This is a genomic window from Kitasatospora sp. NPDC056446, assembly GCF_042796115.1.
Taxonomy (GTDB): Bacteria; Actinomycetota; Actinomycetes; order Streptomycetales; family Streptomycetaceae; genus Kitasatospora.
The window spans coordinates 140,235-166,349 of record NZ_JBHTRF010000003.1; the positions used below are offsets into that span (position 1 = coordinate 140,235).

Below are 26,115 nucleotides of genomic sequence, written 5' to 3' on the forward strand. Positions count from 1 at the left end.
GACAGCCATGCCCCTTCACTCGCCTCTCCGTCTTCCCCACCCTCCCCATCCTCCCCGCCGCATTTCCGTATCCCGGTGAATGCGCTTCTCGTCGCCGCATTGTCCGCGCTCCTCCTCGCCGTCCTTTTCGTCGGCTGGCTGGTCTGGCTGGTGAACCTCCAGCCCAGGGAGCCCCGTCCGGCGAAGCGCGGGTTGGCGACCGGTCATTCCGTCGGCGGCAAACGGGAATAGCGGCCGGTCCGGAGCACCGCCGGCGACCATGGCGGTGACCACGAAGGCGGCCGGTCCGGAGCACCGCCGGCGACCGCGGCGGCGACCACGGCGGCGACCGGCCACGGCCTCGGCACCCCACCGGGGTGGTCCGGCCGCGGGCTCTCGTAGCATCACGGGCGATACCGCCCGGCGTCCCAGCCGGCGGACGTTTGCCGGGGGGACGACATGGAGCCGCTGCACACCGACGACCCGGAGACCGTCGGGCCGTACCGGCTCTTCGCCCGGCTCGGGTCGGGCGGGATGGGCGTGGTGTACCTCGCCCGCTCGGCCGGCGGCCGCACCGTCGCGGTCAAGGTGGTCCGGTCCGACCTCGCCCGGGACGAGGTGTTCCGCGGCCGCTTCCGCCGGGAGGTGGCCGCCGCCCGGGCCGTGGAGGCCGCCCACACCGCCCCGGTGGCCGACGCCGACCCGGACGGCCCGGTGCCCTGGCTCGCCACCGCGTACGTCCTCGGCCCCTCGCTGGCCCTGGCCGTCCGCGAGCACGGCCCGCTGCCGGAGGCCTCGGCGCGCACCCTCGGGGTCTCGCTGGCCGAGGCGCTGGAGTCGATCCACGGCGCCGGGCTGGTGCACCGCGACCTCAAGCCCTCCAACGTCCTGCTCGCCGCCGACGGCCCGCGGGTGATCGACTTCGGCATCGCCCGGGCCCTGGACGACGACGACATGACCAGGACCGGCGGCGTGGTCGGCTCGCCCGGCTTCATGTCCCCCGAGCAGGCCGGGGGCCTGACGACCGGCGCCCCGGGGGACGTCTTCTCGCTCGCCTCCGTGCTGGTCTTCGCGGTGAGCGGGCACGGCCCGTTCGAGAGCTCCGCCGGTGTCGCCGCCCAGATCTACAAGGTGGTGCACGCGGAGCCCGACCTCACCGGCGTCCCGGCCGGGCTGCGCGGGATCCTGACGCGGTGCCTGGACAAGGACCCGGCCCGGCGCCCGCTCCCGGCCGAGCTGCGCGCCGAGCTCGCCGCCGGCGCCGCCGGTGCCGAGTGGCTGCCCGCGCCGGTGGCCGCCGGTCTGGCCCGCCACGCGGCGGGGGTGATGAACCTGGAGGTCCCGCTCCGCTCCGACGGGGGGCCGTCGGAGGCCCCGACGATCGTCCACAACCGGACCCGGGTGGACCTGACGGGCCCGCCGGCGACGTTGGCGACGCCGGCCGAGCAGACCCCGCAGGCCCCGGCAGACGGGGCCGCAACCCGCCCGGGCGCCTTCTCCCGCCGCCGGCTGCTGCTGTCCGGCGGCGCCCTGGCCGCCACCGCCGCGGCGGGCGCCGCAGCCTGGGCCCTGACCCGCTCGGACGGTGCGGGCAGCAGGCCCGGGGCCTCGCCCAAGCCGCTCTGGACCGTCACCACCGAGGGCGCCGACGCGGGCCTGCGCCCGGGGCTGGTGGTCGACGACCTGCTCCTGCTGCACGCCGACACCCTGCTCGCGGTGGACGCCGGCTCCGGCGAGGGCCGCTGGGAGCACAAGGTCGCCGGTACCAGCACGTACCTGGCGGACGGCGGCGACTTGTACGAGCTCTCCGGCGGGCTGCGGGTGCTCGCCACCGGGAACGGTTCCACCAGCCGGACCGCGTTCGGCATGCTGGGCGACGACCGGAAGGTCACCTTCGAGTGCCTGCTGGCCGCCGCCGACCAGCGGGTCTACGCCAAGGTCACCGCGGCGCCGCCGAGCGGCGCCGCCACCACCGGGATCCTGGCCCTCGGCCGGGACCTGGCCACCCGGTACTGGTTCCAGGAGGACGCGGACTCCTCCGACCTGGCCGTGCCCGGCGCGGTCGGCGGCGGCGTCCTGCTGCACCTCGACAACAGGAACGGGGTGGTCGCCCGCAGCATCGAGGAACGCGGCCGGGAGCTGTGGCGGGTGGAGACCGGCAGCTCGGCGCCCTGGCCGGTCCGGTGCGACGAGCAGCGGGCCTACTGCGCGGTGGACGGCACGAGCCTCCAGGCGGTCGACCTGGAGGACGGCAAGCAGCTGTGGCGGCTCGACCCGCAGACCGGCCGGGTCGGCAGCGTCGCGGTGGGCGACGGCACCCTGTACCTGAACCTCGGCACCCAGTCGGTCTCCGCCGTCGACGCCGAGACCGGGAAGGTCCGCTGGACCTGCGCGCTGCCGGGCTACCCGGTCGCGTCCGAGGCCCCGGTGCTGGCCGGGGGCACCGTCTTCGTGCCCGCCGGCATCCCGCACGATCCGCGGGCGGTGCCCAGCGTCCATGCCGTGGACGCCGCCACCGGGCGGTTGAAGTGGACCTTCACCGACCCGGCCCACCAGTCGGGCGACGAGCAGGTCAGCTGCCGGCTGAGCACCGACGGCAAGGCCGTGTTCGCCCGGATCGGGACCACGCTGTCCGCGCTGCCCATATCCTGACGGTCCGTCAGGCGCGCGAGAGCCGTTCCGCCAGGCGGGCCTTGGCGGGCGGCCACTCGTCGGCGAGCATCGAGAAGTAGGCGCTGTCCCGCCAGGTGCCGTCGGCGCGGCACTTGTGCCGGCGGTGGATGCCCTCGAACCGGGTGCCGAGGCGCAGGATCGCGGCGCGGGAGCGCTCGTTGAGCGCGTCCGTCTTCCAGAAGACCCGGCCCATGCCGAGGTCTTCGAAGGCGTGGGTGAGCAGCAGCAGCTTGGCCTCGGTGTTGACCGCCGTGCGCCAGGCCGAGCGGGCGTACCAGGTGCCGCCGATCTCCACGGACTCGTCGCGCGCGCTGAAGTCGTGGTAGCCGGTGACGCCGACGGCCCGGCCGCTCGCGAGGTCGACGACGGCGAAGTTCACCGACTCCCCCGCCTCCTCGTCGGCGATGCGGACGTCGAGGACGGCGCCCATCTCCTCCTCCGACGCGGGCGGGAAGGAGGGGAGCCAGCGCCAGACCTCCGGGTCGGGGCCGACGGTGGCCCAGAGGTCGGCGCGGTGGCGGCGTTCCAGCGGCTCCAGGCGGATGTGGCGGCCGGTGAGGGTGAGGGGCGTGGGCAGCTTCGCGGTCATGATCCGAACGTAGCGGCGCTCTGCACTAGATGCAAGAGGTGTATGCACTAGTACAAAACTCGGAACGGAGAGCGGACGAAGGGCCCCGCGGGACGGATCCCACGGGGCCCTTCAGGTCCGGTCGAGGCCGGAGCGCTCTACCGGCCTCAGACGAAGGAGTTGATCTCGATCGTCTCGTTGCGGCCCGGGCCGACGCCGATGGCGGAGATCGGGGCGCCCGACATCTCCTCCAGGGCCTTCACGTACGCCTGGGCGTTCTTCGGCAGGTCGGCGAAGGTCTTCGCCTTGCTGATGTCCTCGGTCCAGCCCGGCAGCGTCTCGTAGATCGGCTTGGCGTGGTGGAAGTCGGACTGGTTGTACGGGAGTTCCTCGACGCGCTTGCCGTCGATCTCGTACGCGACGCAGACCGGGATCTGCTCCCAGCCGGTCAGCACGTCCAGCTTGGTGAGGAAGAAGTCGGTGAGGCCGTTGACCCGGGTCGCGTAGCGCGCGATGACCGCGTCGAACCAGCCGCAGCGGCGGTCGCGACCGGTGGTGACACCGCGCTCGCCGCCGATCCGGCGCAGGGCCTCGCCGTCCGCGTCGAGCAGCTCGGTCGGGAACGGGCCGGAGCCGACGCGGGTGGTGTAGGCCTTGAGGATGCCGATGACCCGGTCGATCTTGGTCGGGCCGATGCCGGCGCCGGTGCAGGCGCCGCCCGCCGTCGGGTTCGACGAGGTCACGAAGGGGTACGTGCCGTGGTCGACGTCGAGCAGGGTGCCCTGGCCGCCCTCCAGCAGGACGACCTTGTCGGCCTTCAGCGCCTGGTCCAGGACGAGGGTGGTGTCGGCGAGGAAGGGCTTGATCTTCTCCGCGTAGCCCAGGTACTCCTCGACCACCAGGTCGGCCGGGATGGTGCGGCGGTTGTAGAGCTTGACCAGGATCTGGTTCTTGTCGTGCAGCGCCGCCTCGATCTTCTGGCGCAGGATCGACTCGTCGAACAGGTCCTGGACCCGGATGCCGACGCGGTTGATCTTGTCCGCGTAGGTCGGGCCGATGCCGCGGCCGGTGGTGCCGATCCGACGCTTGCCGAGGAAACGCTCGGTGACCTTGTCCAGGGTGCGGTGGTACGGCGTGATCAGGTGGGCGTTGCCCGAGATCAGCAGCTTGGAGGTGTCGATGCCGCGGTCGTTCAGACCGGCCAGCTCGGAGAGCAGCACGGCCGGGTCGATCACGACGCCGTTGCCGATCACCGGCGTGACGTTCGGGCTGAGGATTCCGGAGGGGAGCAGGTGCAGGGCGTACTTCTGGTCGCCGATGACCACCGTGTGACCGGCGTTGTTGCCGCCCTGGTAGCGGACGACGTAGTCGACGGAGCCGCCGAGGAGGTCGGTGGCCTTCCCCTTGCCCTCGTCCCCCCACTGAGCGCCAACGAGCACGAGTGCCGGCACAGGCGTACACCCCTTCCGGTTGGGGCATCCTGCGTAGGCCGCAGTCTGCCCCGAGATAGACGAAGCCCCTGGCGCAATGGCGCAAGGGGCTCTTGCACCGAGAGATTACCTGAGGAAGGACCGGTCGTGTCGTCCCTGTCCACGCCCGCAACCGGCGGCCCCGAGCCGCTTCTGCTGCTCCTCGACCCGGTGGCCCGGCGGACCGACGGGGAGTCGGTGCGGATCGCGAAGGACGTGCTCTGCGGGGGAGCGGACGTCAAGGTGGTCTTTCCGGAGAGTCCTTCCGAGCTCGACCGGGTGCTTTCGCACCGGGGTCGGCGGCGACCGGTGGTGATCGGTTCCGACCTCGCCCTGCAACGGGTGCTCCAGGCGCTGCATCGGCAGCGTGAGCTGGGCTCGGAACCGGTGGGGATGGTTCCGGTCGGCCGCGCGGGGGAGCTGGCGACGGCCCGCGCGCTGGGCGTGCCGGTGGAGCCGGTCCGGGCCGCGCGGGCGGTGCTGTCGGGTGCGCCGCGCCGGCTGGACCTGCTGGTGGACGACGGTGGCGGAGTGGCGCTGGGCGGGGTGCGGATCACGGGCGGCGGCACCCGCGGGCCGGCGGGCCGCTCGGGCGGCTGGCGTTCGCTATGGGCGAAACTGGCTGCGGCTGAGCAGGCGAACACACTCACTCCCGAGGGGGCCGACCACAGCCCCCGGGTCCGGGTCGAGGCCGACGGCCGGCTGCTCGCGGACGTCCACCGGCCGGTCCGGCTGGTCCAGGTCACCCTGCCGTCCGGCGCGTCCGACGGCACCGGCGAGATGGAGGTCGTGGTCCGGGCCTCCGGCGCCCTGGTGCGCGCCCGGGCCGCCAGCGTCTCGGTGGCCGGCCGGGGCTTCGGCTACGAGGCGGACGGCCACCCGGTCGGCCCGGTCCGGGCCCGGACCTGGACGGTGCACCCGGCCGCCTGGGGCCTGCTGCTGCCCGTCACGTGGAGCGCGGAGCCCGCCGTACCGGCCTAGGTGAACGCCGGGTGAGCAGGCTCACGTTCGGCGGCCCCCCGGCACCCGCCGCTCCGTACACGGAATTCCCCAACAGGCGCGAACCGCAAGGCCAACCGCCGCCCGCCGGAATTCCGGCGACCCGAAATGCCCACCCCGTAAGGGGTTTTGTCTACGCGCGTTACTCGCCGACTGTCCGACAAACCCGGGATCCCGCGTTCCGGAAGCGTGTGCCAACTGCCCTAGACTCGAAGGCGTGCCACGTGGTGACGGAAGACTCAACCACGATCTTCTTCCCGGCGAGAAAGGCCCCCAGGACGCTTGCGGCGTCTTCGGTGTCTGGGCTCCCGGCGAGGAGGTCGCCAAGCTCACGTTCTTCGGCCTTTACGCCCTGCAGCACCGCGGTCAGGAATCCGCGGGCATCGCAGTGAGCAACGGCTCCCAGATTCTCGTCTTCAAGGACATGGGGCTCGTGTCCCAGGTCTTCGACGAGGCCTCCCTGGGGTCGTTGCACGGGCATATCGCCGTCGGACACGCCCGCTACTCGACCACCGGTTCCTCGGTCTGGGAGAACGCCCAGCCGACCTTCCGGGCGACCGTCCACGGTTCGCTGGCCCTCGGGCACAACGGAAACCTGGTGAACACCGCCGAACTGGCGGCCATGGTCGCCGAACTGCCCGGTGAGGAGCACGTCTCCCGCTCGGGCCGGACCGCCGCGACCAACGACACCGACCTGGTGACGGCGCTGCTCGCCGGCCACCCGGACCTCTCCATCGAGGAGACGGCCAAGGTCGTGCTGCCCAAGGTCAAGGGCGCGTTCTCGCTCGTCTTCATGGACGAGCACACCCTCTACGCCGCCCGTGACCCGCAGGGCATCCGCCCGCTGGTGCTCGGCCGGCTGGAGCGCGGCTGGGTGGTCGCCTCCGAGACGGCGGCGCTGGACATCTGCGGCGCCTCCTTCATCCGCGAGGTCGAGCCCGGCGAGCTCATCGCCATCGACGAGAACGGCATGCGCACCTCCCGCTTCGCCGAGGCGAAGCCCAAGGGCTGCGTGTTCGAGTACGTCTACCTGGCCCGCCCCGACACCTCCATCGCCGGTCGCAACGTGCACCTCTCCCGCGTGGAGATGGGCCGCCGCCTGGCGAAGGAGGCGCCCGTCGAGGCCGACCTGGTGATAGCGACGCCCGAGTCCGGCACCCCCGCCGCGATCGGCTACGCCGAGGCCAGCGGCATCCCGTACGGCTCCGGCCTGGTGAAGAACGCCTACGTGGGCCGCACCTTCATCCAGCCCAGCCAGACCATCCGTCAGCTCGGCATCCGGCTCAAGCTGAACCCGCTGCGCGAGGTCATCCAGGGCAAGCGCCTGGTCGTGGTCGACGACTCGATCGTCCGCGGCAACACCCAGCGGGCGCTGGTCAAGATGCTCCGCGAGGCGGGCGCCGCCGAGGTCCACATCCGGATCTCCTCGCCGCCGGTCAAGTGGCCGTGCTTCTTCGGGATCGACTTCGCCACCCGCGCGGAGCTGATCGCCAACGGCATGACCATCGAGGAGATCGGCCGCACCCTCGGCGCGGACTCGCTCTCCTACATCTCGATCGACGGCATGATCGAGGCCACCAAGCAGCCCAAGGACCGGCTCTGCCGGGCCTGCTTCGACGGCGAGTACCCGATGGAGCTGCCGGACCCGGCGCTGCTCGGCAAGCTCCTGCTGGAGGCCGAGATCAAGGGCGGGCAGCAGCAGCCGGCCGTCCGCGGCAAGCCGACCAGCGGCAGCGACCTGGACGGCGTCCAGTCGCTGCTCGGCGGGGCCGGCGCGGCCGACGCGCTGCGCCGCCCGTAGCGACACCGTGGTGGGGTCCCGCGAACCGGGGCCCCACCGCTGTTCCACCCCTCGCTGTTCCGAGGAACCACCCCCACCTGACCCGAAAGGGCCGCACGCAGTGACCACGAACCAGAACGGCGCCACCTACGCCGCCGCCGGTGTCGACATCGAGGCGGGCGACCGCGCCGTCGAGCTCATGAAGCAGTGGGTGAAGAAGGCCAACCGTCCCGAGGTGGTCGGCGGTCTCGGCGGCTTCGCCGGCCTCTTCGACGTGTCCGCCTTCAAGGACTACGAGCGGCCGCTGCTGGCCTCGGCCACCGACGGCGTGGGGACCAAGGTGGCCATCGCCGCCGCCATGGACAAGCACGACACCATCGGCCACGACCTGGTCGGCATGGTCGTCGACGACCTGGTGGTCTGCGGCGCCGAGCCGCTGTTCATGACCGACTACATCTGCGTCGGCAAGGTCGTCCCGGAGCGGGTCGCCGCGATCGTCAAGGGCATCGCGGAGGGCTGCGCGCTGGCCGGCTGCGCCCTGGTCGGCGGCGAGACCGCCGAGCACCCCGGCCTGCTGGGCCCGGACGAGTACGACGTGGCGGGCGCCGGCACCGGTGTCGTGGAGGCCGACGCGCTGCTCGGCGCGGACCGGGTCCGGGCCGGCGACGTGGTGATCGCGATGGCCGCCTCCGGCCTGCACTCCAACGGCTACTCGCTGGTCCGCCACGTGCTGCTGAACGAGGCCGGCTGGAAGCTGGACCGCAAGGTCGAGGAGTTCGGCCGCACCCTCGGCGAGGAGCTGCTGGAGCCGACCCGGATCTACTCGCTGGACTGCCTGGCGCTCACCCGGGCCACCGAGGTCCACGCCTTCTCGCACGTGACCGGCGGCGGCCTGGCGGCCAACCTGGCCCGGGTGATCCCGGACGGCCTGCACGCCCGCCTGGACCGCGGCACCTGGACCCCGCTGCCGGTCTTCCGGACCGTCGCCGAGGTCGGCAACGTGGCCACCCTGGAGATCGAGAAGACGCTCAACATGGGCGTCGGCATGGTCGCGGTCGTCCCGCCGCACTCGGTGGACGCCGTGCTGTCGATCCTGGAGGACCGCGGCGTCGAGGCCTGGCTGCTCGGTGACATCGTCGAGCGCGCGGACGGGCACGAGGGCGGCGCGGCCCTCTACAACGCCTACGAGGGCTTCCGGGCCTGACCCGGTCCCGACGGACGAGAGGGCCCCTCCGGCGCGCCGGAGGGGCCCTCTCGCGTCCCACGGGCGGCACCGGCCCCACCGGTCCCACCCGCCCGGGGGAACGCCGAAGACCGGCCCGGCGCCCTGGGCGCCCGGACCGGTCCGGTGGAGCTGCTGTTACGAGCGGCGGGAGGCCTGCGAGGCCCCGGGCCCCGGCTCGCTGTCGTCCTCGTCGTCGAGGTCGGCGTAGCGGGCGGCGTACTCCGCGTACGGGTCGTCGTCCTCCTCCTCCTCTTCGATCGGCTCCGGCTCGATCGGAGAGGTGGACGGCGATACGCCCAGCTCGTTGGACAGACGGTTAGCGTCGAACCCGCCGCTGTTGTACTTCAGCTCGCGGGCGACCTTCGTCTGCTTGGCCTTGGCCCGGCCGCGCCCCATGGGTCGACCCCCTCAACGATGGGGCTCACGGCCCCGAGTCTGACACGTGTTCATGATCAGGTGCGGCCTGTCCGAATGGGAGAGGCCGTCCCTTGGAGCATTAACGGTACCTGTTTCCGCCGCTGGACGGTACGTCGTCGGTGTGACGTGGCGCGCACCGACTGCACCCGAGACCAGGTCTTTCCAGGTCAAGGGAGGTTTTGCGGCGATTTTCGCGCTGTCCGGAGATGTCTGGGGTCCGTCGTTCCAGGACCGATTATCCCCCCTAGGGGGGCCTCGGATCACCCGTTCGGGCGGAGAAGTGAGAATCCGGTTCCACATCGTGATGCGCGAGGGGCCGTGGTGACGGCCCCCCGCGCATCCGGGGTCGGGCGGCGGCGGCCGGATCAGCCGCGGCGGGCGCCCGGCAGCAGGACCGTGCGCAGCGCGCTGATCTCGCGCATCCGCTTCTCGGCCAGGCGGTCGGCGGCGACCGCCGGGGGGACGCCGTCGACGGCGGCCCGGGTGAAGATCTCCAGGGTGGTGTCGAAGATCTTGGTGGCCTTGTTCTTGGCCCGCTCGAAGTTGAAGCCGTCGATCTCGTCGGCGACCTGGATGACGCCGCCGGAGTTCACCAGGTAGTCCGGCGCGTAGAGGATGCCGCGGTCGGCCAGGTCCTTCTCGACGCCCGGGTGGGCCAGCTGGTTGTTGGCCGCGCCGCAGACGATCGAGGTGCCGGACTCGCCCAGCGCGGCGACGACGCCGTCGGTCAGCGCGCCGCCGAGGGCGCAGGGGGCGTAGACGTCCAGCTTGGCCTGGAGCAGGGCGGCGGTGTCGGCGACCACCTCGACCTCCGGGTGGGCCGCGCGCACGCGGTTGACGGCGGCCTCGAAGGGGTCGGTGACGATGACGGTGGCGCCGTCCGCGACCAGGTGGCCGACCAGGTAGTGGCCGACCTTGCCGACGCCCGCGACGCCGACGCGCTTGCCGCGCAGGGTCGGCTGGCCCCAGCGGGCCTGGGCGGTGGCGCGCATGCCCTGGAAGACGCCGAAGGCGGTCAGGATGGACGAGTCGCCGGCGCCGCCGTGCTCGGGGGAGCGGCCGGTCACGAACTCGGTCTCGCGCGCGATGACGTCCATGTCCTGGACGTAGGTGCCCACGTCGCAGGCGGTGATGTAGCGGCCGCGCAGGGACTCGACGAAGCGGCCGTAGGCCCGGAGCATCGCCTCGTTCTTGTCCTTGTTCGGGTCGCCGATGATGACGGCCTTGCCGCCGCCGAGGTCCAGGCCGGCCAGCGCGTTCTTGTAGGACATCCCGCGGGACAGGTTCAGCGCGTCCTCCAGCGCCGCCTCCTCCGAGGCGTACGGGAAGAAGCGGGTGCCGCCGAGGGCCGGGCCGAGGGCGGTCGAGTGGATGGCGATGATCGCCTTCAGACCCGAGCTGCGGTCGTGGCAGAGGACGACCTGCTCGTGGCCGTCGCCGGCGCCGTCCTGCTCGGTGCGGAAGATCCTGCTGAGCACGCCGGGTGCGGGGTGCGTGGCGGGGGTCTGTACGTCGGTCACTGTGGTGACTCCAGTATCGAAGGCCCGCTGCTGTGGTGCGGGCGCCTGAGGGGAAGCGTAGTCGCGCGGGTGCCGCCGGTCGGCCCTCTTGTCCGAGCTTGTGCCGGTTGTCCGAGGAGTGAGACGGGACGGGTGCGCGCGGTACGGGCGCGAACGGTTCGGGGTCGCGCTCTCCCGGGCCCGGACGGTGCGTGCGACCATGCAGGACGTGACCGTCGTACGCACTTCCGTACAGCCGCCCTACGCCGCCCACCTGCGGGTCTACGAGCCCCTGGCGGCCTACCCGGAGCCCGAGCGGGCACGCTGGCAGGCCTACGCGGCGGAGCACGGCCCGGACGCCGGGGAGGCGGCCCGGCCGGTCGCGGCGGCGGTGCTGGAGGAGCAGCGGGCGGCGCTCGCGGAGCTGGCGGCCCGCACGCCCCGGGCGCTGCCCGAGCGGGAGAGCGGACGGGCGTACCTGCGGGTGGTGGACGGCGTCCTGTACGTCTGCCCGTGGGCGACCAGGCTGCGCAGCTGGCAGGCGCTGGAGGAGCTGCGGGCCGGGGCTCCGGTGGCGCTGGTGGACACCGCGCTGCCGCCGGCCGCCCGGGAGGCCGCGGAGGCGGACCGGGAGCGCTGGCGGGCCGAGCACCCGGACGCCCGGCCGTGGATCCTGACCAGCCGGTGGGAGGTGCCGGTGCGCTGGTTCCTGCCCTTCGGGGACGAGGACCGCTGCTTCGTGCCCGGCGGCGGCCTGCCGGACGGCGGAGGAGGGGAAGGGGAAGGGGGCGGCGGGGAGCGGCGGGACGGCCGCCCGGCGGCCCTGTTCTACCTGGTGCCGATGGCGCAGGCGCGCCGGCGGGTGGCGCGCGCCTACCGGGCGCTGCGCGAGGCGGTCCCGGACGGGGACCTGACGCGGGGGGCGGAGCGGGTCGGGCGGTGGCTGGAGGAGTTCCATCCGCGTTCGCTGGTGGAACTGGACTACGGGGGGCTGGTGCATCTGCTGGGGCCGGAACGGTTGTTGGCGGACCGTTCGGCGGGGGAGCTGGAGGAGGGGCTGCGCGCGCTGCGGGCGGGGGACACCGCGGAGGCGCTGCGGGTGCACGGGGAACTGACGGCGCGATGGCGCCGGGTGCTGGCGCTGCGGCACGCGAACTGATGTCCGACGGCCCGTGTATGACTGTAAGAGGTCCAAGGGCCGCACCTGCGATGACCAAGGTCCCGGTTCGGGTCAATAGCTGCCGAACGTGACACTACTCACCGTTGACGCGAACTTACCCCTATGTGCAAAAATGGGACAACCAGCCCAACTTCACGTGAGCGTGCCCACTTTTGGGTGGTTCTGGAGTCGATGCGTGCTTTGCGGGGAAACGGAGGGTCTGGTCCCCTCGTAACCGGATGTCATCGTCGTGTGACTGTCCGCTATGGGGTGGTCCATCGCCATCCGTCGGCCTTGAACCCGTGAGGGGTCAATTTTGGCGGTTTGGTCGATAGGGCTGGACGGATGGTGTAGTTGTAGACACCAGGACAAGCCGTTCGTCCTATAACCGACTCGGCCCGTCTATGCCATTTCGGGCATCGCGGGCCAAGGTGCAGAATTTGAAGGATAGAACCGCCCTGGTTCGGTTCTCCGAGGAGGCCGCTCATGACCGCTCGTACCCCTGATGCTGAGCCCCTGCTGACGCCGGCAGAGGTAGCCACCATGTTCCGCGTGGACCCGAAGACGGTCACCCGCTGGGCCAAGGCGGGCAAGCTGACGTCGATTCGCACGCTCGGCGGTCACCGCCGTTACCGTGAGGCGGAGGTGCGCGCCCTGCTGGCCGGGATTCCGGCTCAGCGCACTGAGGCCTGATAGGCCAAAGGCTCTTTAAAGGGGCTGCTTACCGGACTCCGCCGGGTCCGGTAAGCAGCCCCTTTGTCGTACCCCCGGCCGGGCTTCCGGTGCGGGCGGAACGGTCGGAATGTTGAACTCCGGATAACGATTTGATGCGTGTGGGGTGGGGGGGATTTACAGTGAATAGCTGTACAATTTTACATATTAAATTAATGGGGTTCGGGCGAGCCCGCGTCGGGGCGGGCTTCCGGGGAAGATGAGTGACGACCGTCACGCGGGCCGGCGGTTGTGGTCCGGACCGGGCCGGAGTAGGGACTCGACGGCCAAAAACGGAGAGGCCCGGAACCTGGCGGTTCCGGGCCTCTCACACTGCGGCGATCCTGACGGGACTTGAACCCGCGACCTCCACCTTGACAGGGTGGCGAGCTAACCAACTGCTCCACAGGACCAGAGTTTTCCGATCTCGTTCACTCGCTTGCCGCGCTGCGAACAAGACAGACTGTAGCCCATGGTGGGCCCCCAGGTCGAACTGGCTCCTGAAGGCCCACCCGCAGCTCAGACGGCGGGCGGGCCCGAGGCCGGGCGCCCGGGGCGGAGCGCCCGGGTCAGAGCGCCGCCCGGGCCGCCTCCATCGCCTTCATGATCCGCTTCTCCGACACCGGGCTCGGCGTGCCCAGCCCCTGGGCGAAGAAGCTGACCCGCAGCTCCTCGATCATCCAGCGGATCGCCAGCACCTCCCCGGAGGGCTGCTGCCCGGCCGGCACCGCCGCCAGCAGCTCCCCGTACGCCTGCTGCACCTGCTGCACCTTCAGCAGCTGCTGGGCGTCCCGCTGAGGGTGGTTGGGCAGGGCCTCCAGGCGGCGGTCCACCGCCAGCAGGTAGCGCTTGAGGTCCGGCAGCCGCTGCCAGCCGGTGGCCGTCACGAAGCCCGGGTGCACCAGCGAGGCCAGGTGCAGCCGGACGTCGTTCACCGCGTTCAGCAGCACCGGGCTGCTCACCGACTTCAACCGGGTCGACGCCTTGTGGAAGGCGATCAGCGCGGTGGCCGTCTTCAGCGTGGTGTCCGCGGACAGGTCGTACAGGTCCGCGCGCACCTTGTCGTGCAGCTTGCCGAAGGCCGTCGCGTCCCAGGCGGGGCCGCCCGCCAGGGTCATCAGCCGGTCCGTGGCGGCGGCCACGACGTCCTCGAAGAGGGCGGCGATCGAGCCGTGCGGGCTGTGCGAGAGCGCCAGCTTCGCCTGGTTGCCCAGCCGGCCCTGGATCGATTTGGCCGGGGAGGTGGTGGTCAGCGCCAGCAGCCGCCGGGTGCCCTCCCACATCGCCAGCTCCTGCGCCTGCGGGGTGTCGAACAGCTTGACGCCGACCGCGTCGCCCTCGTCCACCAGGGCCGGGTAGGCGCGCAGCGAGTGGCCCCGCGAGCGCTGCTCGAAGGTGCGCTGCAGGACCGGCAGGGACTCCGGCCAGGCGGTCAGCCCGCTCTGCTCGATGCCCTGGCCGGAGGCGGCCGAGGACAACGTCTCCTTGAGCTTCGGCTTGAGCTTCAGCCGCAGCTCCTCCAGGTCCTTGGACTCGGCGAGGTTGCGCTTCCCGTCCACCACCCGGAAGGTCACCCTGAGGTGGTCGGGCACCCGTTCGTCGTCCCAGGCCTCCGGCGGCACCGTGACGGCCGTCAGGCGCTTCAGGGCGTGCTCCAGGGACGGCAGCAGGGGCTCCTGGCGGTCCTTCACCGCGCGCAGCGCCGCCCTGGCGAAGTCCGGGGCCGGCACGAAGTTGCGCCGGACCGCCTTCGGCAGCGACTTGATGTACGCGGTGACCAGCTCCTCCCGCAGACCGGGGATCTGCCAGTCGAAGCCCTCCGCGGTGACCTGGTTGAGCACCGGCAGCGGGATGTGCACGGTCACGCCGTCCGCGTCGCTGCCCGGCTCGAACTGGTAGGTCAGCCTGAACCGCAGCTTGCCCTGCTGCCAGTGGTCCGGGTAGTCGGCCTCGGTGACGCCGCCGGCGGCGTCGTTGATCAGCATCGACTTCTCGAAGTTCAGCAGGTCCGGCTGCTCGTGCCGGGCCTTCTTCCACCAGGAGTCGAAGTGCCGGGTGGAGACGACCTCCTCGGGCAGCCGGGCGTCGTAGAAGTCGAACAGGGTCTGGTCGTCGACCATGATGTCCCGGCGGCGGGCCCGGTTCTCCAGCTCCTCGACCTCGCCGAGCAGCTTGCGGTTCTCCGCGAAGAACCTGTGGTGGGTCTCCCAGTCGCCCTCGACCAGCGCGTTGCGGATGAACAGCTCGCGACAGAGCTCCGGGTCGATCCGGCCGTAGTTGACCTTGCGCTGGGCGACGACCGGCATCCCGTAGAGGGTGACCTTCTCGTACGCCAGCACCGCGCCGGCCTTCTTCTCCCAGTGCGGCTCGCTGTAGCTGCGCTTGATCAGGTGGCCGGCCAGCGGCTCGACCCACTCCGGCTCGATCCTGGCGTTGATCCGGGCCCAGAGCCGGGAGGTCTCCACCAGCTCGGCCGACATCACCCAGCGCGGCGGCTTCTTGAACAGCCCCGAGCCGGGGAAGACCGCGAAGCGGGCGCCGCGCGCGCCGCCGTACTCGCGCTTCTCCACGTCGAACAGGCCGATGTGGGAGAGCAGGCCGGCCAGCAGCGACTGGTGGATCCGGTCCGCGTCCGGCTCGGCGTCGGGGTGGGGCTCCTCCATCGTCACGCCCAACTGCTTGGCCACGGTGCGCAGCTGGGTGTAGATGTCCTGCCACTCCCGTATCCGCAGGTAGTTGAGGAACTCCGCCTTGCACATCCGGCGGAACGCCGAGGAGGAGAGCTCCTTCTGCTGCTCGCGGACGTAGCGCCACATCGACAGGTAGGAGAGGAAGTCCGAGGTCTCCGAGGTGAACCGGCGGTGCCGTTCGTCGGCGGCCTGGCGCTTCTCGGCGGGGCGTTCGCGCGGGTCCTGGATGGAGAGCGCGGCGGCGATCACCATGACGTCGCGGACGCAGCCGTTGCGGTCCGCCTCCAGCACCATGCGGGCCATCCGCGGGTCCACCGGCAGCTGGGCGAGCTTGCGGCCCAGCTGGGTCAGGCGTTTGCGCGGGTCCTTCTCGTCCGGGTCCAGCGCGCCCAGCTCGTGCAGCAGGTGGACGCCGTCCTTGATGTTGCGCGAGTCCGGCGGGTCCAGGAACGGGAAGGCGGCGATGTCGCCGAGGCCGGCCGCGGTCATCTGGAGGATCACCGAGGCCAGGTTGGTGCGCAGGATCTCGGCGTCGGTGAACTCGGGCCGGGAGAGGAAGTCCTCCTCCGAGTACAGCCGGATGCAGATGCCGTCCGAGGTGCGGCCGCAGCGGCCCTTGCGCTGGTTGGCGCTGGCCTGGCTGACCGCCTCGATCGGCAGCCGCTGCACCTTGGTGCGGTGGCTGTAGCGGGAGATCCGGGCGGTGCCCGGGTCGATCACGTACTTGATGCCGGGGACGGTCAGCGAGGTCTCGGCGACGTTGGTGGCCAGGACGATCCGGCGGCTGTTCGACCGCTGGAAGACCCGGTGCTGCTCGGCCGAGCTGAGCCGGGCGTACAGCGGCAGGACCTCGGTGTTGCGCAGCCCCAGCCGGTTCAGCGCGTCGGCGGTGTCGCGGATCTCGCGCTCGCCGGAGAGGAAGACCAGGATGTCGCCCGGGCCCTCGGCCTGGAGCTCCTGGGAGGCCTCGCAGATCGCCTGGACCTGGTCGCGGTCGCGGTCGACCTCGTCCGGGTCCTCGTCGTTCTCGTCGAGGATCGGACGGTAGCGGACCTCGACCGGGTACGTCCGGCCGGAGACCTCGATGATCGGGGCGTCGCCGAAGTGCCGGGAGAAGCGCTCCGGGTCGATGGTCGCGGAGGTGATCACGACCTTGAGGTCAGGGCGCCGGGGGAGCAGCTGCTTGACGTAGCCGAGGATGAAGTCGATGTTGAGGCTGCGTTCGTGCGCCTCGTCGATGATCAGGGTGTCGTACTGGTGCAGATCGCGGTCGGTCTGGATCTCGGCGAGCAGGATGCCGTCCGTCATCAGCTTGACCAGGGTGTCCTGGCCGACCTGGTCGGTGAACCGGACCTTCCAGCCGACCGCCTCGCCCAGCGGACTGCGCAACTCCTCCGCGACCCGCTCGGCCACCGTGCGGGCGGCGATCCGGCGCGGCTGGGTGTGGCCGACCAGACCGCGCACCCCGCGGCCCAGCTCCAGGCAGATCTTCGGGATCTGGGTGGTCTTCCCGGAGCCGGTCTCACCCGCGACGATCACCACCTGGTGGTCCCGGATCGCCGCCAGGATCTCGTCCTTCTTCTGGCTGACCGGAAGCTCGGCGGGATACGTGATCGGGGGGACGGCTCCCCGGCGCCGCTCGACCAGCAGCTCGGCGCGGTCGATGTCGGCGGCGATCTCGGCGGCGACCTTCTGCCGGGCCTCGGGCTTGCGGACCCGGCGGGCGCCCTCCAGCCGGCGCCCGATCCGCACCTGGTCGCGCAGGGTCAGTTCGGGCAGGCGGGCGGCCAGCTCACCGATTCCGGGACCCTCGGCAGGCACAGGAGCGGACTGGACTGCGGGAGAACTCACTGCGGGCATCCCTCTAGGTTCGCAAGGAGGCACGGCGGAGCGCACCTCGGTTTTCGAGCCCCTCCAGTGTCACAGCCGCCGGTGGCGAATCGCGAACGGCTCCGGACGGCCCGGGGACGACCGGGACGGTACCCCCACGGGCCCGTGGCGCACCGGCGGGGAGCGGGGAAAGGGCCCGGAAGGAGGCGTCCCGCGCCGCCGCCGCCGGCGTGCCGGAACCGCCGCCCGGCGCCCCGGCACCGCCGCCGGCCCGCCCGACGGCCGGCCGTCGGCGCGTGGGTGAACGGACCGGGCCGAACTCCCCCGCTGTGGTTAGGCCCCTGCTACAGTTGTGGTAGTTGCAGTTGTGGTTCCCATGAACTTGTGTGCGCCTGCTGGTTGTGACGGCAGGCGCATTTTGTTTCCCGGCCATTTCCCCGGGTGGGTCATCATCGCGGCGACGCGGAACCTACGACCTGTGGGTTCTCGGAACGTCCCATTCGAAGGATAGTTTTCATGGCTAACGGCACCGTGAAGTGGTTCAACTCGGAAAAGGGCTTCGGCTTCATCGAGCAGGAGGGTGGCGGCCCGGACGTCTTCGCCCACTACTCGAACATCAACGCCAGCGGCTTCCGCGAGCTGCTTGAGGGCCAGAAGGTCGAGTTCGACGTCACGCAGGGCCAGAAGGGCCCGCAGGCGGAGAACATCCGTCCGCTCTAGTCTTTTCCGCTGCACGGCACCTGTCGAGCGGCACCGGGGCCCGCACCGCGCGCACGCGCACGGTGCGGGCCCTTCGCTTTGCCTTGGGGCCGGCTCCCGGCTCCTGCGGCTGGGGGAGGTGGCCGGGGCTTGGGTCCCGGGGACACGAAAACGCCCCCGAAGCTGACTGCTTCGGGGGCGTCGTGCCTTTTCAGGCGGTTGTGGCCAGGGCCGGGGTCGAACCGGCGACCTTCCGCTTTTCAGGCGGACGCTCGTACCAACTGAGCTACCTGGCCGTACTACACCGTCTCTTGCGAGACGAGCGATCCCGACGGGACTTGAACCCGCGACCTCCACCTTGACAGGGTGGCGAGCTAACCAACTGCTCCACGGGACCTGGTAGTGGCGAACCACTAAGGTCTTGCGGCACTGCACTTTACTACGGGTACTGCGTTCCTGCGGTACTGCGTGCCCCCAACGGGATTCGAACCCGTGCTACCGCCTTGAAAGGGCGGCGTCCTGGGCCACTAGACGATGAGGGCTTGCGGCCTGTCCTGCTGTTCCCAGCGTTCGGGGACGTCGAGAAGCATATGGGATGTCGGGCGGATCGCCAAAACGGGTTCCGGGCCGGCCGACCGGGCGGGCCCGCGCAAGGGCGTCAGGACCAGCCGAGCTCGTCCAGCTCGTGGTCGTCGAAGCCGAAGTGGTGGGCGACCTCGTGGATCACCGTGGTGCGGACCTCCGCGACCACCTCGTCGTGGGTCTCGCAGTGGCGGAGGGTGGGGCCGCGGTAGATCAGGATGCGGTCGGGCAGGACGCCCGCGTACCACTCGCCGCGTTCGGTGAGCGGGGTGCCCTCGTAGAGGCCGAGGAGTTCGGGGTCGCCCGGGTCGGGCTCGTCCTCGACGAAGACCGCGACGTTGTCCATCATGGCCGCGAGCCGCGGCGGGATCTGGTCGAGCGCGTCGCCGACCAGCGTCTCGAACTCTTCCCGGGTCATCTCCACCGGATCATTGTCGGGTCTGGGGTGACGGGGTGCCAGGTGGCGGAGGCCGGTGTTTGATGGCGCTATGACGACCTCGGAGGGCACGGTGGACGACCCGGTGGACGACCCGCCCCGGGCGCCGCAGGCCGCGGCGCGGGTGCGGCAGCGGCCGCCGGTGCTGCGCGGGCAGGGCCCGGCGGTGGCGGTGGTCGCCGTCGGCGGGGCGATCGGGGCGGTGGCCCGGTACGCGGCCGGGCTCGGCTGGGAGACCGGGCCGTCGGCCTTCCCGTGGACGACGCTGCTGATCAACGTGGTCGGCTGCGCGGTGATCGGGGTCTTCCTGGTGGTGATCACCGAGGGCCGGCAGGCGCACCCGCTGGTGCGGCCGTTCTTCGGCACCGGCGTGCTCGGCGGGTTCACCACCTTCTCGACGTACGCGGTGGACGTCCGGCGGCTACTGGAGGAGGGCCGGCCCGGGCCCGCGCTGGCGTACCTGGGGCTGACGCTGCTGGGCGCGCTGCTCGCGGTGTGGGCGGCGGCCGGACTGACCCGGCGGCTGGTCCACCGGGCGGTCCGCCGGGGTGCCGCCGAGGGCGGCGCCACGGCGGGCGGGGGTGCGCGGTGAGCCGGCTGGGCGGGCCCGCGCTGCGGCTGACGGTGCTGGTCGGCGAGAGCGACCGCTGGCACCACCGCCCGCTGTACAGCGAGGTCGTGCACCGGGCGCGGGCGGCCGGGCTGGCCGGGGCGAGCGTGTTCCGGGGGATCGAGGGCTTCGGGGCCTCGTCGCTGGTGCACACGACGCGGCTGCTGTCGCTGAGCGAGGACCTGCCGGTGGCGGTGGTGATCGTGGACGGGGAGGAGCGGGTGCGGGCCTTCCTGCCGCAGCTGGACGGGCTGGTGGCGGAGGGCCTGGTGCTGCTGGACCGGTGCGAGGTCGTGACCTACGCGGGGCGGGGAGGGGCGGCGGAGTGAACTGGCTGCTGGTGGTGGTGGGCGCGGTGGTCGGCGCGCCGTTGCGGTACCTGACCGACCGGGCGGTGCAGTCCCGGCACGACTCGGTGTTCCCGTGGGGGACGTTCACGGTGAACGTGGTCGGCTGCCTGATCCTCGGCACGGTGACCGGGGCGGTGACGGCCGGCGCGGCGTCCTCACAGGTCCAACTGCTGCTGGGGACCGGGCTGTGCGGAGCGCTGACCACCTATTCGACCTTCTCGTACGAGACGCTGCGGCTGGCCGAGACCGGTGCCGGGCGGTACGCGCTGGCCAACGTGGCCGGCAGCCTGGCGGCCGGGCTGGCGGCGGTGTACGCGGGGGCGGAGCTGGCCGCGGCGCTCTGGGGCTGACGGTGCCGGGGCCGATGACTCCGAGGACTCCGGGGCCGAGGGTCCGGGGCTGACGGTGCCGGGGTCGAGGGTTCCGGGGCCGGTGGGGTGCCCCTGACGGCCGGGGCCGGGGGAACTGGTGTGCTGCCCGTGTCCCGCCGGGGCGGGCGCGCGTTGGGCACCGAAAGCGGCCGCGCGCGCGTGGGCGGCCCGGGTGGGGCGGTAGAGAGGGACCTCGGTGGCTTCGGTGCGGGCGGTACGAGCGGTTCGGGCAGTGCGGGCGGTCCGGTCGGCGCGGATGCGGGATGCGGCGGTCCTGCGCTCGCGCGCGGTCCGGGCGGCGGCGGTGCTGACGGTGGCCGGCCTCGGGCTGACCGGGTGCATGTCGGTCGGCCCGGCGGCGGAGGAGAAGCACGGCGGGGTGGCGCCGGTCGGGCAGGCCGGTCCGGCGGGCAAGCCGGGGGCGCCGGTCGGGGCCTCGGCCTCGCCGGGAGCCGGGCACCCGGGGGGCGCGTCGGGGCACCCGGAGCGGCCCGGGGGGCTCCAGGCGGAGAGCGGGGCGGGCGGGGCCACGGCGATGGCGCCCGGTGAGGCGGCACCCGGCGCGAACGGCGCGGTGGCCGGCGTGGTGCCGGTGCCGGGGGCGGGAGCCGCGGACGGCGCGCCCGGCGGGGGCGCGGCGGGCGGCGTGAACACCAGCCCCGCGCCGCACCCGGGCGGTGGCGCCCCGGGCGGTCCCGGCGGCACGGCGGGCTCCGGTGGTACGGGCGGGGCGGGCGGCACCGGCGAGGGCCGCTCCGGCGGCTCGGCGGGCACTCCCTCGTCGACCCCGAGCGGCCGCCCGTCGAGCACCCCCGAGCCCGAGCACAGCTCGCCCGCCGCGACCGTCCCGCCGGGCCCGGAGCCCTCCAACGGCAGCTCCGGTTCGTCGGCCCCCAGCCCCCGGGCGGGCGCCCACTAGGGGGTTGGCCTGGGTATTTGCCTCTGATCCCCAGGTTCCTCTATGGTGGTAGATCGTTCGTTTGATTCATTTGATTGGCGCCCTATTCCCATCTGGCGCCCTTGGCGCGTTCCGGCGATCCGTGGCTGACCGCATAGAGGCGGTTGTGAAACAGAACCCCCGGACTTTGGCGCGTGCCACTTCCGGAAGGTTTTGCATGTCTCTCGTTGACGACGCCCGCTTCGCCATGCCCGCGAACGAGGCCGCCGCCGATGTCACCGACACCGTCGACACCGACACCACCGTCGACACCCTCGGTACCGCCCCCGACACCGCCCCGGACGAGGTGATCGCCGAGGCCGAGGAGGCCACCGAGGAGGCGGCCGCCGAGCCGACCATCACCTTCGGCGACCTGGGCCTGCACGACGACGTCGTGCGCGCCCTCGCCAAGCGCGGCGTCACCACCCCGTTCCCGATCCAGGCCGCGACCATCCCGGACGCCCTGGCCGGCAAGGACGTGCTGGGCCGTGGCCGCACCGGCTCCGGCAAGACCCTCAGCTTCGGCCTGCCGCTGCTGACCCGCCTCGCCGACGGCGAGCGCACCAAGCCCAAGCACCCGCGCGGCCTGATCCTGGTCCCGACCCGCGAGCTGGCCATGCAGGTCGCCGACGCCCTGGAGCCGTTCGGCTCGGTGCTCGGCCTCAAGCTCAAGGTCGTCTGCGGCGGCACCTCGATGTCGAACCAGATCTACGCGCTGGAGCGCGGCGTCGACGTCCTCGTCGCCACCCCCGGCCGTCTGCGCGACCTGCTGAACCGCGGCAGCGCCAAGCTCGGCGACGTCCGCACCGTCGTGCTCGACGAGGCCGACCAGATGGCCGACATGGGCTTCCTGCCCGAGGTCACCGAGATCCTCGACCAGGTGCCGGCCGGCGGCCAGCGCCTGCTGTTCTCCGCCACCCTGGAGAACGAGATCGACACCCTGGTGAAGCGCTACCTGAAGAACCCGGTCACCCACGAGGTCGACCCGTCGGCCGGCGCCGTCACCACCATGACCCACCACATCCTCGTGGTGAAGCCCAAGGACAAGGCGCCGATCACCAACGCGATCGCCGCCCGCAAGGGCCGCACGATCATCTTCGTCCGCACCCAGATGGGCGCCGACCGCGTCGCCGAGCAGCTCATCGAGGCCGGCGTGAAGGCCGACGCGCTGCACGGCGGCATGACCCAGGGCGCCCGTACCCGCGTCCTCGGCGACTTCAAGGACGGCTACGTCAACGTCGTCGTCGCCACCGACGTCGCCGCCCGCGGCATCCACGTCGACGGCATCGACCTGGTCCTCAACGTGGACCCGGCCGGCGACCACAAGGACTACCTGCACCGCTCCGGCCGCACCGCGCGTGCCGGCCGCTCCGGCGCCGTCGTCACCCTGGTGCTGCCGCACCAGCGCCGCGGCGTGTTCCGCCTGATGGAGGACGCGGGCGTCGACGCCAGCCGCCACATCCTCGACCACGCCTTCGACGCGGAGGTCGCCCGGATCACCGGCGCCCGCTCGCTGACCGAGGTCCAGGCCGAGAGCGCCGCCAACATCGCCGGTGCCGCCGAGCGCGAGCTCGCCGACATGACCCGCCAGCTGGAGCGCGCGCAGCGCCGCGCCACCGAGCTGCGCGAGGAGGCCGACCGCCTCTCCGCCCGTGCGGCGCGCGAGCGGGCCGACCTGGGCATCGAGGACGAGGAGCCGGCCGCCGCCGAGGAGACCGCCGAGTCGACCGAGGCCGCCCCGGCCGCCTCCGAGGCCCCGGCCGCCGCCCCGCAGGCCGAGGAGCGCACCCCCTCGTACCGCGAGGCGCGCACCGAGCGTCCGGCCTTCGGCCGTGACCGTGACCGTGACGACCGTCGCTCGGGCGGCTTCGACCGCGACCGTGGCGGCGACCGCGGTGGCGACCGTGGCGGCTTCAACCGTGACCGCGGTGGCGAGCGCGGCGGCTTCAACCGTGACCGTGACGACCGTCGTTCGGGCGGCTTCGACCGCGACCGTGGCGGCGACCGTGGCGGCTTCAACCGCGACCGCGGTGGCGAGCGCGGCGGCTTCGGCGGCCGTGACGACCGTCGCTCGGGTGGCTTCGACCGTGACCGTGGCGGCGACCGCGGTGGCGACCGTGGCGGCTTCAACCGCGACCGCGGCGGCGAGCGCGGCGGCTTCGGTGACCGTCCGGCCCGCTCCTTCGGTGACCGTCCGGCCTTCGGCCGCGACCGTGACGAGCGCGGTGCCAGCACCAGCCGTCCGTTCTCGCGCCGCGACGACCACCGCTCCGGCGGCCGTCCGCAGTCCGGTGGCTTCAACCGTGACCGTGGCGGCGAGCGCGGCGGCTTCGGCGGCGAGCGTGGCGGCTTCAACCGCGACGACCGCAAGCCGCGCTGGAAGAACTGACGCCGCACCGGTAGGCCGTAGGCCGCCGGACCGGCTGAACCGTACGTAACGAAGGGCCCGCTCCGTCCCCCGGAGCGGGCCCTTCGCGTTCCCCCGATACCCCCCGACACCTCGTCGTGCTCCCCCCGAGGTGTTGTTCTGGAAGTGAGAATAACCTGTGGCGGTCGGGCGCGGTAGTCCCGTAGCGTCCCGGACATGAGCAGCAGACTGCACGAAGTGGCACGGGTGAACGAGGAGATCGCCGGGCGGGGGGAGTACCGGACGGCCGGTGGTGAACTCGTCCGGGTGGGGCCGGAGTCGACGGCGGCGCGGGCCGGCACGGTCTCGTACCCGCCGCAGGCGCTGGACGCGCTGGTGGCGGCCGGCGGGCCGGGGGCGGGGCCCCGTGCGGGCGTCGAGGTCACGGCCGAGGGCAGCATCGGGGCCGCCCGGCGGCTGGTCGAGGCCGGGGCCGGACCGGTCGGGGTGCTGAACTTCGCCTCCGCGCGCAACCCCGGCGGCGGCTACCTGCGCGGCGCCCGCGCCCAGGAGGAGGACCTGTGCCGCAGCGCGCTGCTGTACAGCTGCCTGCTGGAGGCGCCGGACTACTACGAGGCGCACCGCGCCTCCACCGACCTCCGGTACAGCCACCGGGTGATCGTCTCGCCGGACGTGCCGGTGATCCGGGACGGCCGCGGGGACCTGCTGGCGCGCCCCTACCCGGTCACCTTCCTGACCTCGCCCGCGCCCAACGCCGGTCAGCTGGACCGGCGTTCGGCCGGTACGGACGTCCGGGGCGTGCTCGCCGAGCGGGCCGAACGGGTGCTCGCGGCGGCGGCCCGGCACGAGGTGCGCGCCCTGGTGCTCGGCGCCTGGGGCTGCGGGGTGTTCCGCAACGACCCGGCGCAGGTCGCCGAGGCCTTCGAGGGCGCGCTGGCCCGGTACGGGGCGGCCTTCGAACGGGTGGTGTTCGCGGTCTGGGACCGCTCACCGGTCTCCGCGAACCGGGCCGCGTTCGAGGCCCGGTTCGGCGCGGCGGGCCGGGCCTGAGGGCCCGGCTGCAGGGCCCCGCTGGAGGGCCCGGCTTCAGTGGCCCTTGCGGGCGCAGAGCGCCGTCGCGGCCGTGGAGGCCGCCGCGACCACGCCGGTGACCGCGAAGACCGACGGCCAGGCACCGATCTTCTTCGCCAGCGGGTGCGAACCGCCGAAGGCCGCCACGTACAGGCCGGTCAGCGCCGCCGCCGCGCCCGTGCCCGAGCTGCGGCGCCACTGTGCGGCCGCCCCGGCGCCGGCCACCGCCAGCACCGCGCCGCCCAGTTCGCGCCGGCCGGTCCAGCGGGCGACGCCGTAGCCGCCGACCAGACCGCTCGCCGCGGTCAGCGCGGCGGGTGCGGCGGCCGCGAGCACGTTGGGGACCTTCGCCATCGTCGACTCCACTCCTCGGGGCTGTGTCGGTCTCCCGACCATAACCCGGCCGGGCCGGCGGGCTTCCGGGGCCTCCGGGCGGCGGGCCGCCGGCGGTGCGACGGCACCGGGTCTGTCGGTGCCCGGTGGCAGACTCGACCCGTGACCGACGACGCCATCACCGACGGCAGCTACCTCATCCGCAACGTCGGCAGCGGCCTGCTGCTGGAGGTCGCCGCCGCCTCCCGCCGCAGCGGCGCCCGGATCGTCCTGGGGGCGGACGCCGGGACGGACGCCCAGCTGTGGCGCCTCACCGCCGTCCACCCGGGCGGCGCGCTCTTCCACGTCGAGAACGCGGGCAGCGGCAAGCGCCTCGACGTCACCGGCGCCTCCCCGGACGACGGCGTCCCGATCCAGCAGTGGTCGGCCAACGCCTTCGGCGCCCAGGAGTGGCTGCTGGAGGCGCATGTGGACGCCCCGGGGACGTACACCGTCACCAGCTTCGTCAGCGGCAAGCCGCTGACGGCGCCGGACGCCCCGGACGGGGTCGTCCACCAGTGGGAGGACGTCGACGCGCCCACCCAGTGGTGGCGCTTCGAGCGGCGCGGGTAGCGGGTAGCCGGTGAAGGGCGGCGGGTGAAGGGCGGCTCAGGCCGCGAGGTTGGTGCGGAGGGCGTCCAGTTCGGGGTCGGTGACGCCGTGGTGCCGCAGGTAGCCGGGAACGCTGCCGTGGTGGTCCTCGATCCAGCCCAGGGAGGAGGCGAGGAGTTCGGCGCCGACCGGCCGGGAGAGCCGCTCGCTGCCGGTCTCGTCGAGGTAGGGGACGGGCCCCTCGTCGAGGCCGAGACCGAGGTTGGAGAGCAGGAAGTCGGCGGTGATCTCGGCCTCGGAGGCGTCCAGCAGGGACTGGAGGACGGCGATGGTGAGCCCGGTGCGGTCCTTGCCGACGGCGCAGTGGACGACGGCGGCCAGCGACCCGGGCGCGGCGAGGCGGCGGACGACGGCGGCCAGCGAGGGGCCGGCGCTCTCGGCCATGAACGGGTAGAGCGCGGACTGGTCCTCGGGCCAGGGCCGGTCGCCGCCGTCCTCCGGGGTCGGGTGCGGCGGCAGGGTCGGCAGGCTGAGGGTCTCGTGGTCGAGGCCGTGCCGCTGGTCCGGCCAGGCCTCCAGCTCGAACGCGCTGCGCAGGTCGAACACCGTCCGCAGGCCGAGGCCCTTGAGCCGTCGGGCGCCCTCCTCGGTGAGCGTGTGGAAGGACCCGGAGCGGTAGAGCACGCCCCGGCGGAGGGCGCCGATCCCGCCCGCGTCACGGAAGTTGCGCACACCGGGGATGTCGATGAAGGCGTCGGTCATGGCCAC

Annotated in this window: 22 protein-coding genes and 4 tRNA genes; 14 read left to right on the plus strand and 12 right to left on the minus strand. The window is 72.7% G+C overall.

Features of this window, described 5'->3' with window-relative positions:
- The first annotated feature begins 438 nt into the window (after window positions 1–438).
- On the plus strand, window positions 439–2,631 hold the full coding sequence (locus tag ACFQ6N_RS03260) for a PQQ-binding-like beta-propeller repeat protein (protein ID WP_380646527.1): 2,193 nt from the start codon (window positions 439–441) through the stop codon (window positions 2,629–2,631).
- A gap of 7 nt (window positions 2,632–2,638) precedes the next feature.
- Here ACFQ6N_RS03260 and ACFQ6N_RS03265 read toward each other — a convergent pair whose 3' ends face one another.
- Both ACFQ6N_RS03265 and ACFQ6N_RS03270 read right to left on the minus strand, forming a co-directional pair.
- A complete protein-coding gene (locus ACFQ6N_RS03265; RefSeq protein ID WP_380646528.1) occupies window positions 2,639–3,241 on the minus strand; it encodes a GNAT family N-acetyltransferase in 603 nt (200 codons plus the stop codon).
- Between the two features lie 146 nt (window positions 3,242–3,387).
- The gene (locus ACFQ6N_RS03270; protein WP_380646529.1) at window positions 3,388–4,671 is read right to left on the minus strand and encodes an adenylosuccinate synthase; all 1,284 of its coding nucleotides are present in this window, start codon (window positions 4,669–4,671) and stop codon (window positions 3,388–3,390) included.
- 126 nt (window positions 4,672–4,797) lie between these two features.
- Between ACFQ6N_RS03270 and ACFQ6N_RS03275 the strand changes: the two genes are divergently transcribed.
- The 3 genes from ACFQ6N_RS03275 (at window position 4,798) to purM (ending at window position 8,672) form a co-directional block, all read left to right on the plus strand.
- Complete coding sequence (locus ACFQ6N_RS03275; RefSeq protein ID WP_380646530.1) at window positions 4,798–5,670, plus strand: diacylglycerol kinase; 873 nt, start codon at window positions 4,798–4,800, stop codon at window positions 5,668–5,670.
- A gap of 235 nt (window positions 5,671–5,905) precedes the next feature.
- Window positions 5,906–7,489, plus strand: coding sequence for an amidophosphoribosyltransferase (gene purF, locus ACFQ6N_RS03280; protein ID WP_380646532.1), 1,584 nt, complete (start codon window positions 5,906–5,908; stop codon window positions 7,487–7,489).
- A gap of 100 nt (window positions 7,490–7,589) precedes the next feature.
- Window positions 7,590–8,672: a phosphoribosylformylglycinamidine cyclo-ligase gene (gene purM / locus ACFQ6N_RS03285; RefSeq protein ID WP_380646533.1), complete on the plus strand. Its 1,083-nt coding sequence runs from the start codon at window positions 7,590–7,592 to the stop codon at window positions 8,670–8,672.
- A 156-nt stretch (window positions 8,673–8,828) separates the two neighbouring features.
- Here the strand turns inward: purM and ACFQ6N_RS03290 are convergent, their stop codons facing one another.
- Both ACFQ6N_RS03290 and ACFQ6N_RS03295 read right to left on the minus strand, forming a co-directional pair.
- Window positions 8,829–9,089 (minus strand): DUF3073 domain-containing protein, encoded by a 261-nt coding sequence (locus tag ACFQ6N_RS03290; protein WP_380646534.1) that lies wholly within the window; start codon window positions 9,087–9,089, stop codon window positions 8,829–8,831.
- 386 nt (window positions 9,090–9,475) lie between these two features.
- Window positions 9,476–10,630, minus strand: a complete 1,155-nt coding sequence (locus ACFQ6N_RS03295; RefSeq protein ID WP_380646535.1) for a Glu/Leu/Phe/Val dehydrogenase dimerization domain-containing protein — start codon at window positions 10,628–10,630, stop codon at window positions 9,476–9,478.
- A gap of 208 nt (window positions 10,631–10,838) precedes the next feature.
- On the opposite strand from ACFQ6N_RS03295, the gene ACFQ6N_RS03300 reads away from it, so the two are divergent.
- Together ACFQ6N_RS03300 and bldC are read left to right on the plus strand one after the other, a co-directional pair.
- Window positions 10,839–11,768 carry a hypothetical protein gene (locus ACFQ6N_RS03300; protein WP_380646536.1) on the plus strand — a complete coding sequence of 310 codons (930 nt, stop codon included), beginning with the start codon at window positions 10,839–10,841 and terminating at the stop codon, window positions 11,766–11,768.
- A 486-nt stretch (window positions 11,769–12,254) separates the two neighbouring features.
- Complete coding sequence (bldC, locus tag ACFQ6N_RS03305; protein ID WP_014137253.1) at window positions 12,255–12,461, plus strand: developmental transcriptional regulator BldC; 207 nt, start codon at window positions 12,255–12,257, stop codon at window positions 12,459–12,461.
- Window positions 12,462–12,818: 357 nt separating this feature from the next.
- On the opposite strand, the gene ACFQ6N_RS03310 is transcribed toward bldC, so the two are convergent.
- Both ACFQ6N_RS03310 and hrpA read right to left on the minus strand, forming a co-directional pair.
- Window positions 12,819–12,892 (minus strand) — tRNA-Asp (locus ACFQ6N_RS03310).
- 156 nt (window positions 12,893–13,048) lie between these two features.
- Entirely contained in the window at window positions 13,049–17,029 is a 3,981-nt protein-coding gene (gene hrpA, locus ACFQ6N_RS03315) for an ATP-dependent RNA helicase HrpA (RefSeq protein WP_380646537.1), read from the minus strand.
- 486 nt (window positions 17,030–17,515) lie between these two features.
- Between hrpA and ACFQ6N_RS03320 the strand changes: the two genes are divergently transcribed.
- Window positions 17,516–17,719 carry a cold-shock protein gene (locus tag ACFQ6N_RS03320; RefSeq protein WP_350636871.1) on the plus strand — a complete coding sequence of 68 codons (204 nt, stop codon included), beginning with the start codon at window positions 17,516–17,518 and terminating at the stop codon, window positions 17,717–17,719.
- A 201-nt stretch (window positions 17,720–17,920) separates the two neighbouring features.
- Here the strand turns inward: ACFQ6N_RS03320 and ACFQ6N_RS03325 are convergent.
- From ACFQ6N_RS03325 to ACFQ6N_RS03340, 4 genes are all read right to left on the minus strand, one after another.
- Window positions 17,921–17,994, minus strand: a tRNA-Phe gene (locus tag ACFQ6N_RS03325).
- A 27-nt stretch (window positions 17,995–18,021) separates the two neighbouring features.
- Window positions 18,022–18,095: transfer RNA gene (locus tag ACFQ6N_RS03330), tRNA-Asp, on the minus strand.
- 72 nt (window positions 18,096–18,167) lie between these two features.
- Window positions 18,168–18,240, minus strand: a tRNA-Glu gene (locus ACFQ6N_RS03335).
- 116 nt (window positions 18,241–18,356) lie between these two features.
- Complete coding sequence (locus tag ACFQ6N_RS03340; protein WP_380646538.1) at window positions 18,357–18,698, minus strand: metallopeptidase family protein; 342 nt, start codon at window positions 18,696–18,698, stop codon at window positions 18,357–18,359.
- A gap of 70 nt (window positions 18,699–18,768) precedes the next feature.
- Between ACFQ6N_RS03340 and crcB (ACFQ6N_RS03345) the strand changes: the two genes are divergently transcribed.
- From crcB (ACFQ6N_RS03345) to ACFQ6N_RS03370, 6 genes are all read left to right on the plus strand, one after another.
- The gene (gene crcB / locus ACFQ6N_RS03345) at window positions 18,769–19,308 is read left to right on the plus strand and encodes a fluoride efflux transporter CrcB (RefSeq protein ID WP_380646539.1); all 540 of its coding nucleotides are present in this window, start codon (window positions 18,769–18,771) and stop codon (window positions 19,306–19,308) included.
- Window positions 19,305–19,655, plus strand: a complete 351-nt coding sequence (locus ACFQ6N_RS03350; RefSeq protein WP_380646540.1) for a DUF190 domain-containing protein — start codon at window positions 19,305–19,307, stop codon at window positions 19,653–19,655. Before crcB (ACFQ6N_RS03345) ends, ACFQ6N_RS03350 begins: the two co-directional genes overlap by 4 nt.
- Complete coding sequence (gene crcB, locus ACFQ6N_RS03355) at window positions 19,652–20,026, plus strand: fluoride efflux transporter CrcB (protein ID WP_380646541.1); 375 nt, start codon at window positions 19,652–19,654, stop codon at window positions 20,024–20,026. The genes ACFQ6N_RS03350 and crcB (ACFQ6N_RS03355) overlap by 4 nt, the downstream gene beginning before the upstream one ends.
- 277 nt (window positions 20,027–20,303) lie before the next feature.
- Window positions 20,304–20,966: a hypothetical protein gene (locus ACFQ6N_RS03360; RefSeq protein ID WP_380646542.1), complete on the plus strand. Its 663-nt coding sequence runs from the start codon at window positions 20,304–20,306 to the stop codon at window positions 20,964–20,966.
- 196 nt (window positions 20,967–21,162) lie between these two features.
- Window positions 21,163–23,373, plus strand: coding sequence for a DEAD/DEAH box helicase (locus ACFQ6N_RS03365; RefSeq protein WP_380646543.1), 2,211 nt, complete (start codon window positions 21,163–21,165; stop codon window positions 23,371–23,373).
- Between the two features lie 195 nt (window positions 23,374–23,568).
- Window positions 23,569–24,402: a TIGR02452 family protein gene (locus ACFQ6N_RS03370; RefSeq protein WP_380646545.1), complete on the plus strand. Its 834-nt coding sequence runs from the start codon at window positions 23,569–23,571 to the stop codon at window positions 24,400–24,402.
- Window positions 24,403–24,438: 36 nt separating this feature from the next.
- On the opposite strand, the gene ACFQ6N_RS03375 is transcribed toward ACFQ6N_RS03370, so the two are convergent.
- Window positions 24,439–24,777 carry a hypothetical protein gene (locus ACFQ6N_RS03375; RefSeq protein WP_380646547.1) on the minus strand — a complete coding sequence of 113 codons (339 nt, stop codon included), beginning with the start codon at window positions 24,775–24,777 and terminating at the stop codon, window positions 24,439–24,441.
- Window positions 24,778–24,798: 21 nt separating this feature from the next.
- Between ACFQ6N_RS03375 and ACFQ6N_RS03380 the strand changes: the two genes are divergently transcribed.
- A complete protein-coding gene (locus ACFQ6N_RS03380) occupies window positions 24,799–25,368 on the plus strand; it encodes an RICIN domain-containing protein (protein ID WP_380646627.1) in 570 nt (189 codons plus the stop codon).
- Window positions 25,369–25,404: 36 nt separating this feature from the next.
- Here ACFQ6N_RS03380 and ACFQ6N_RS03385 read toward each other — a convergent pair whose 3' ends face one another.
- The gene (locus ACFQ6N_RS03385; RefSeq protein ID WP_380646548.1) at window positions 25,405–26,109 is read right to left on the minus strand and encodes a tyrosine-protein phosphatase; all 705 of its coding nucleotides are present in this window, start codon (window positions 26,107–26,109) and stop codon (window positions 25,405–25,407) included.
- Between the last annotated feature and the right edge of the window lie 6 nt (window positions 26,110–26,115).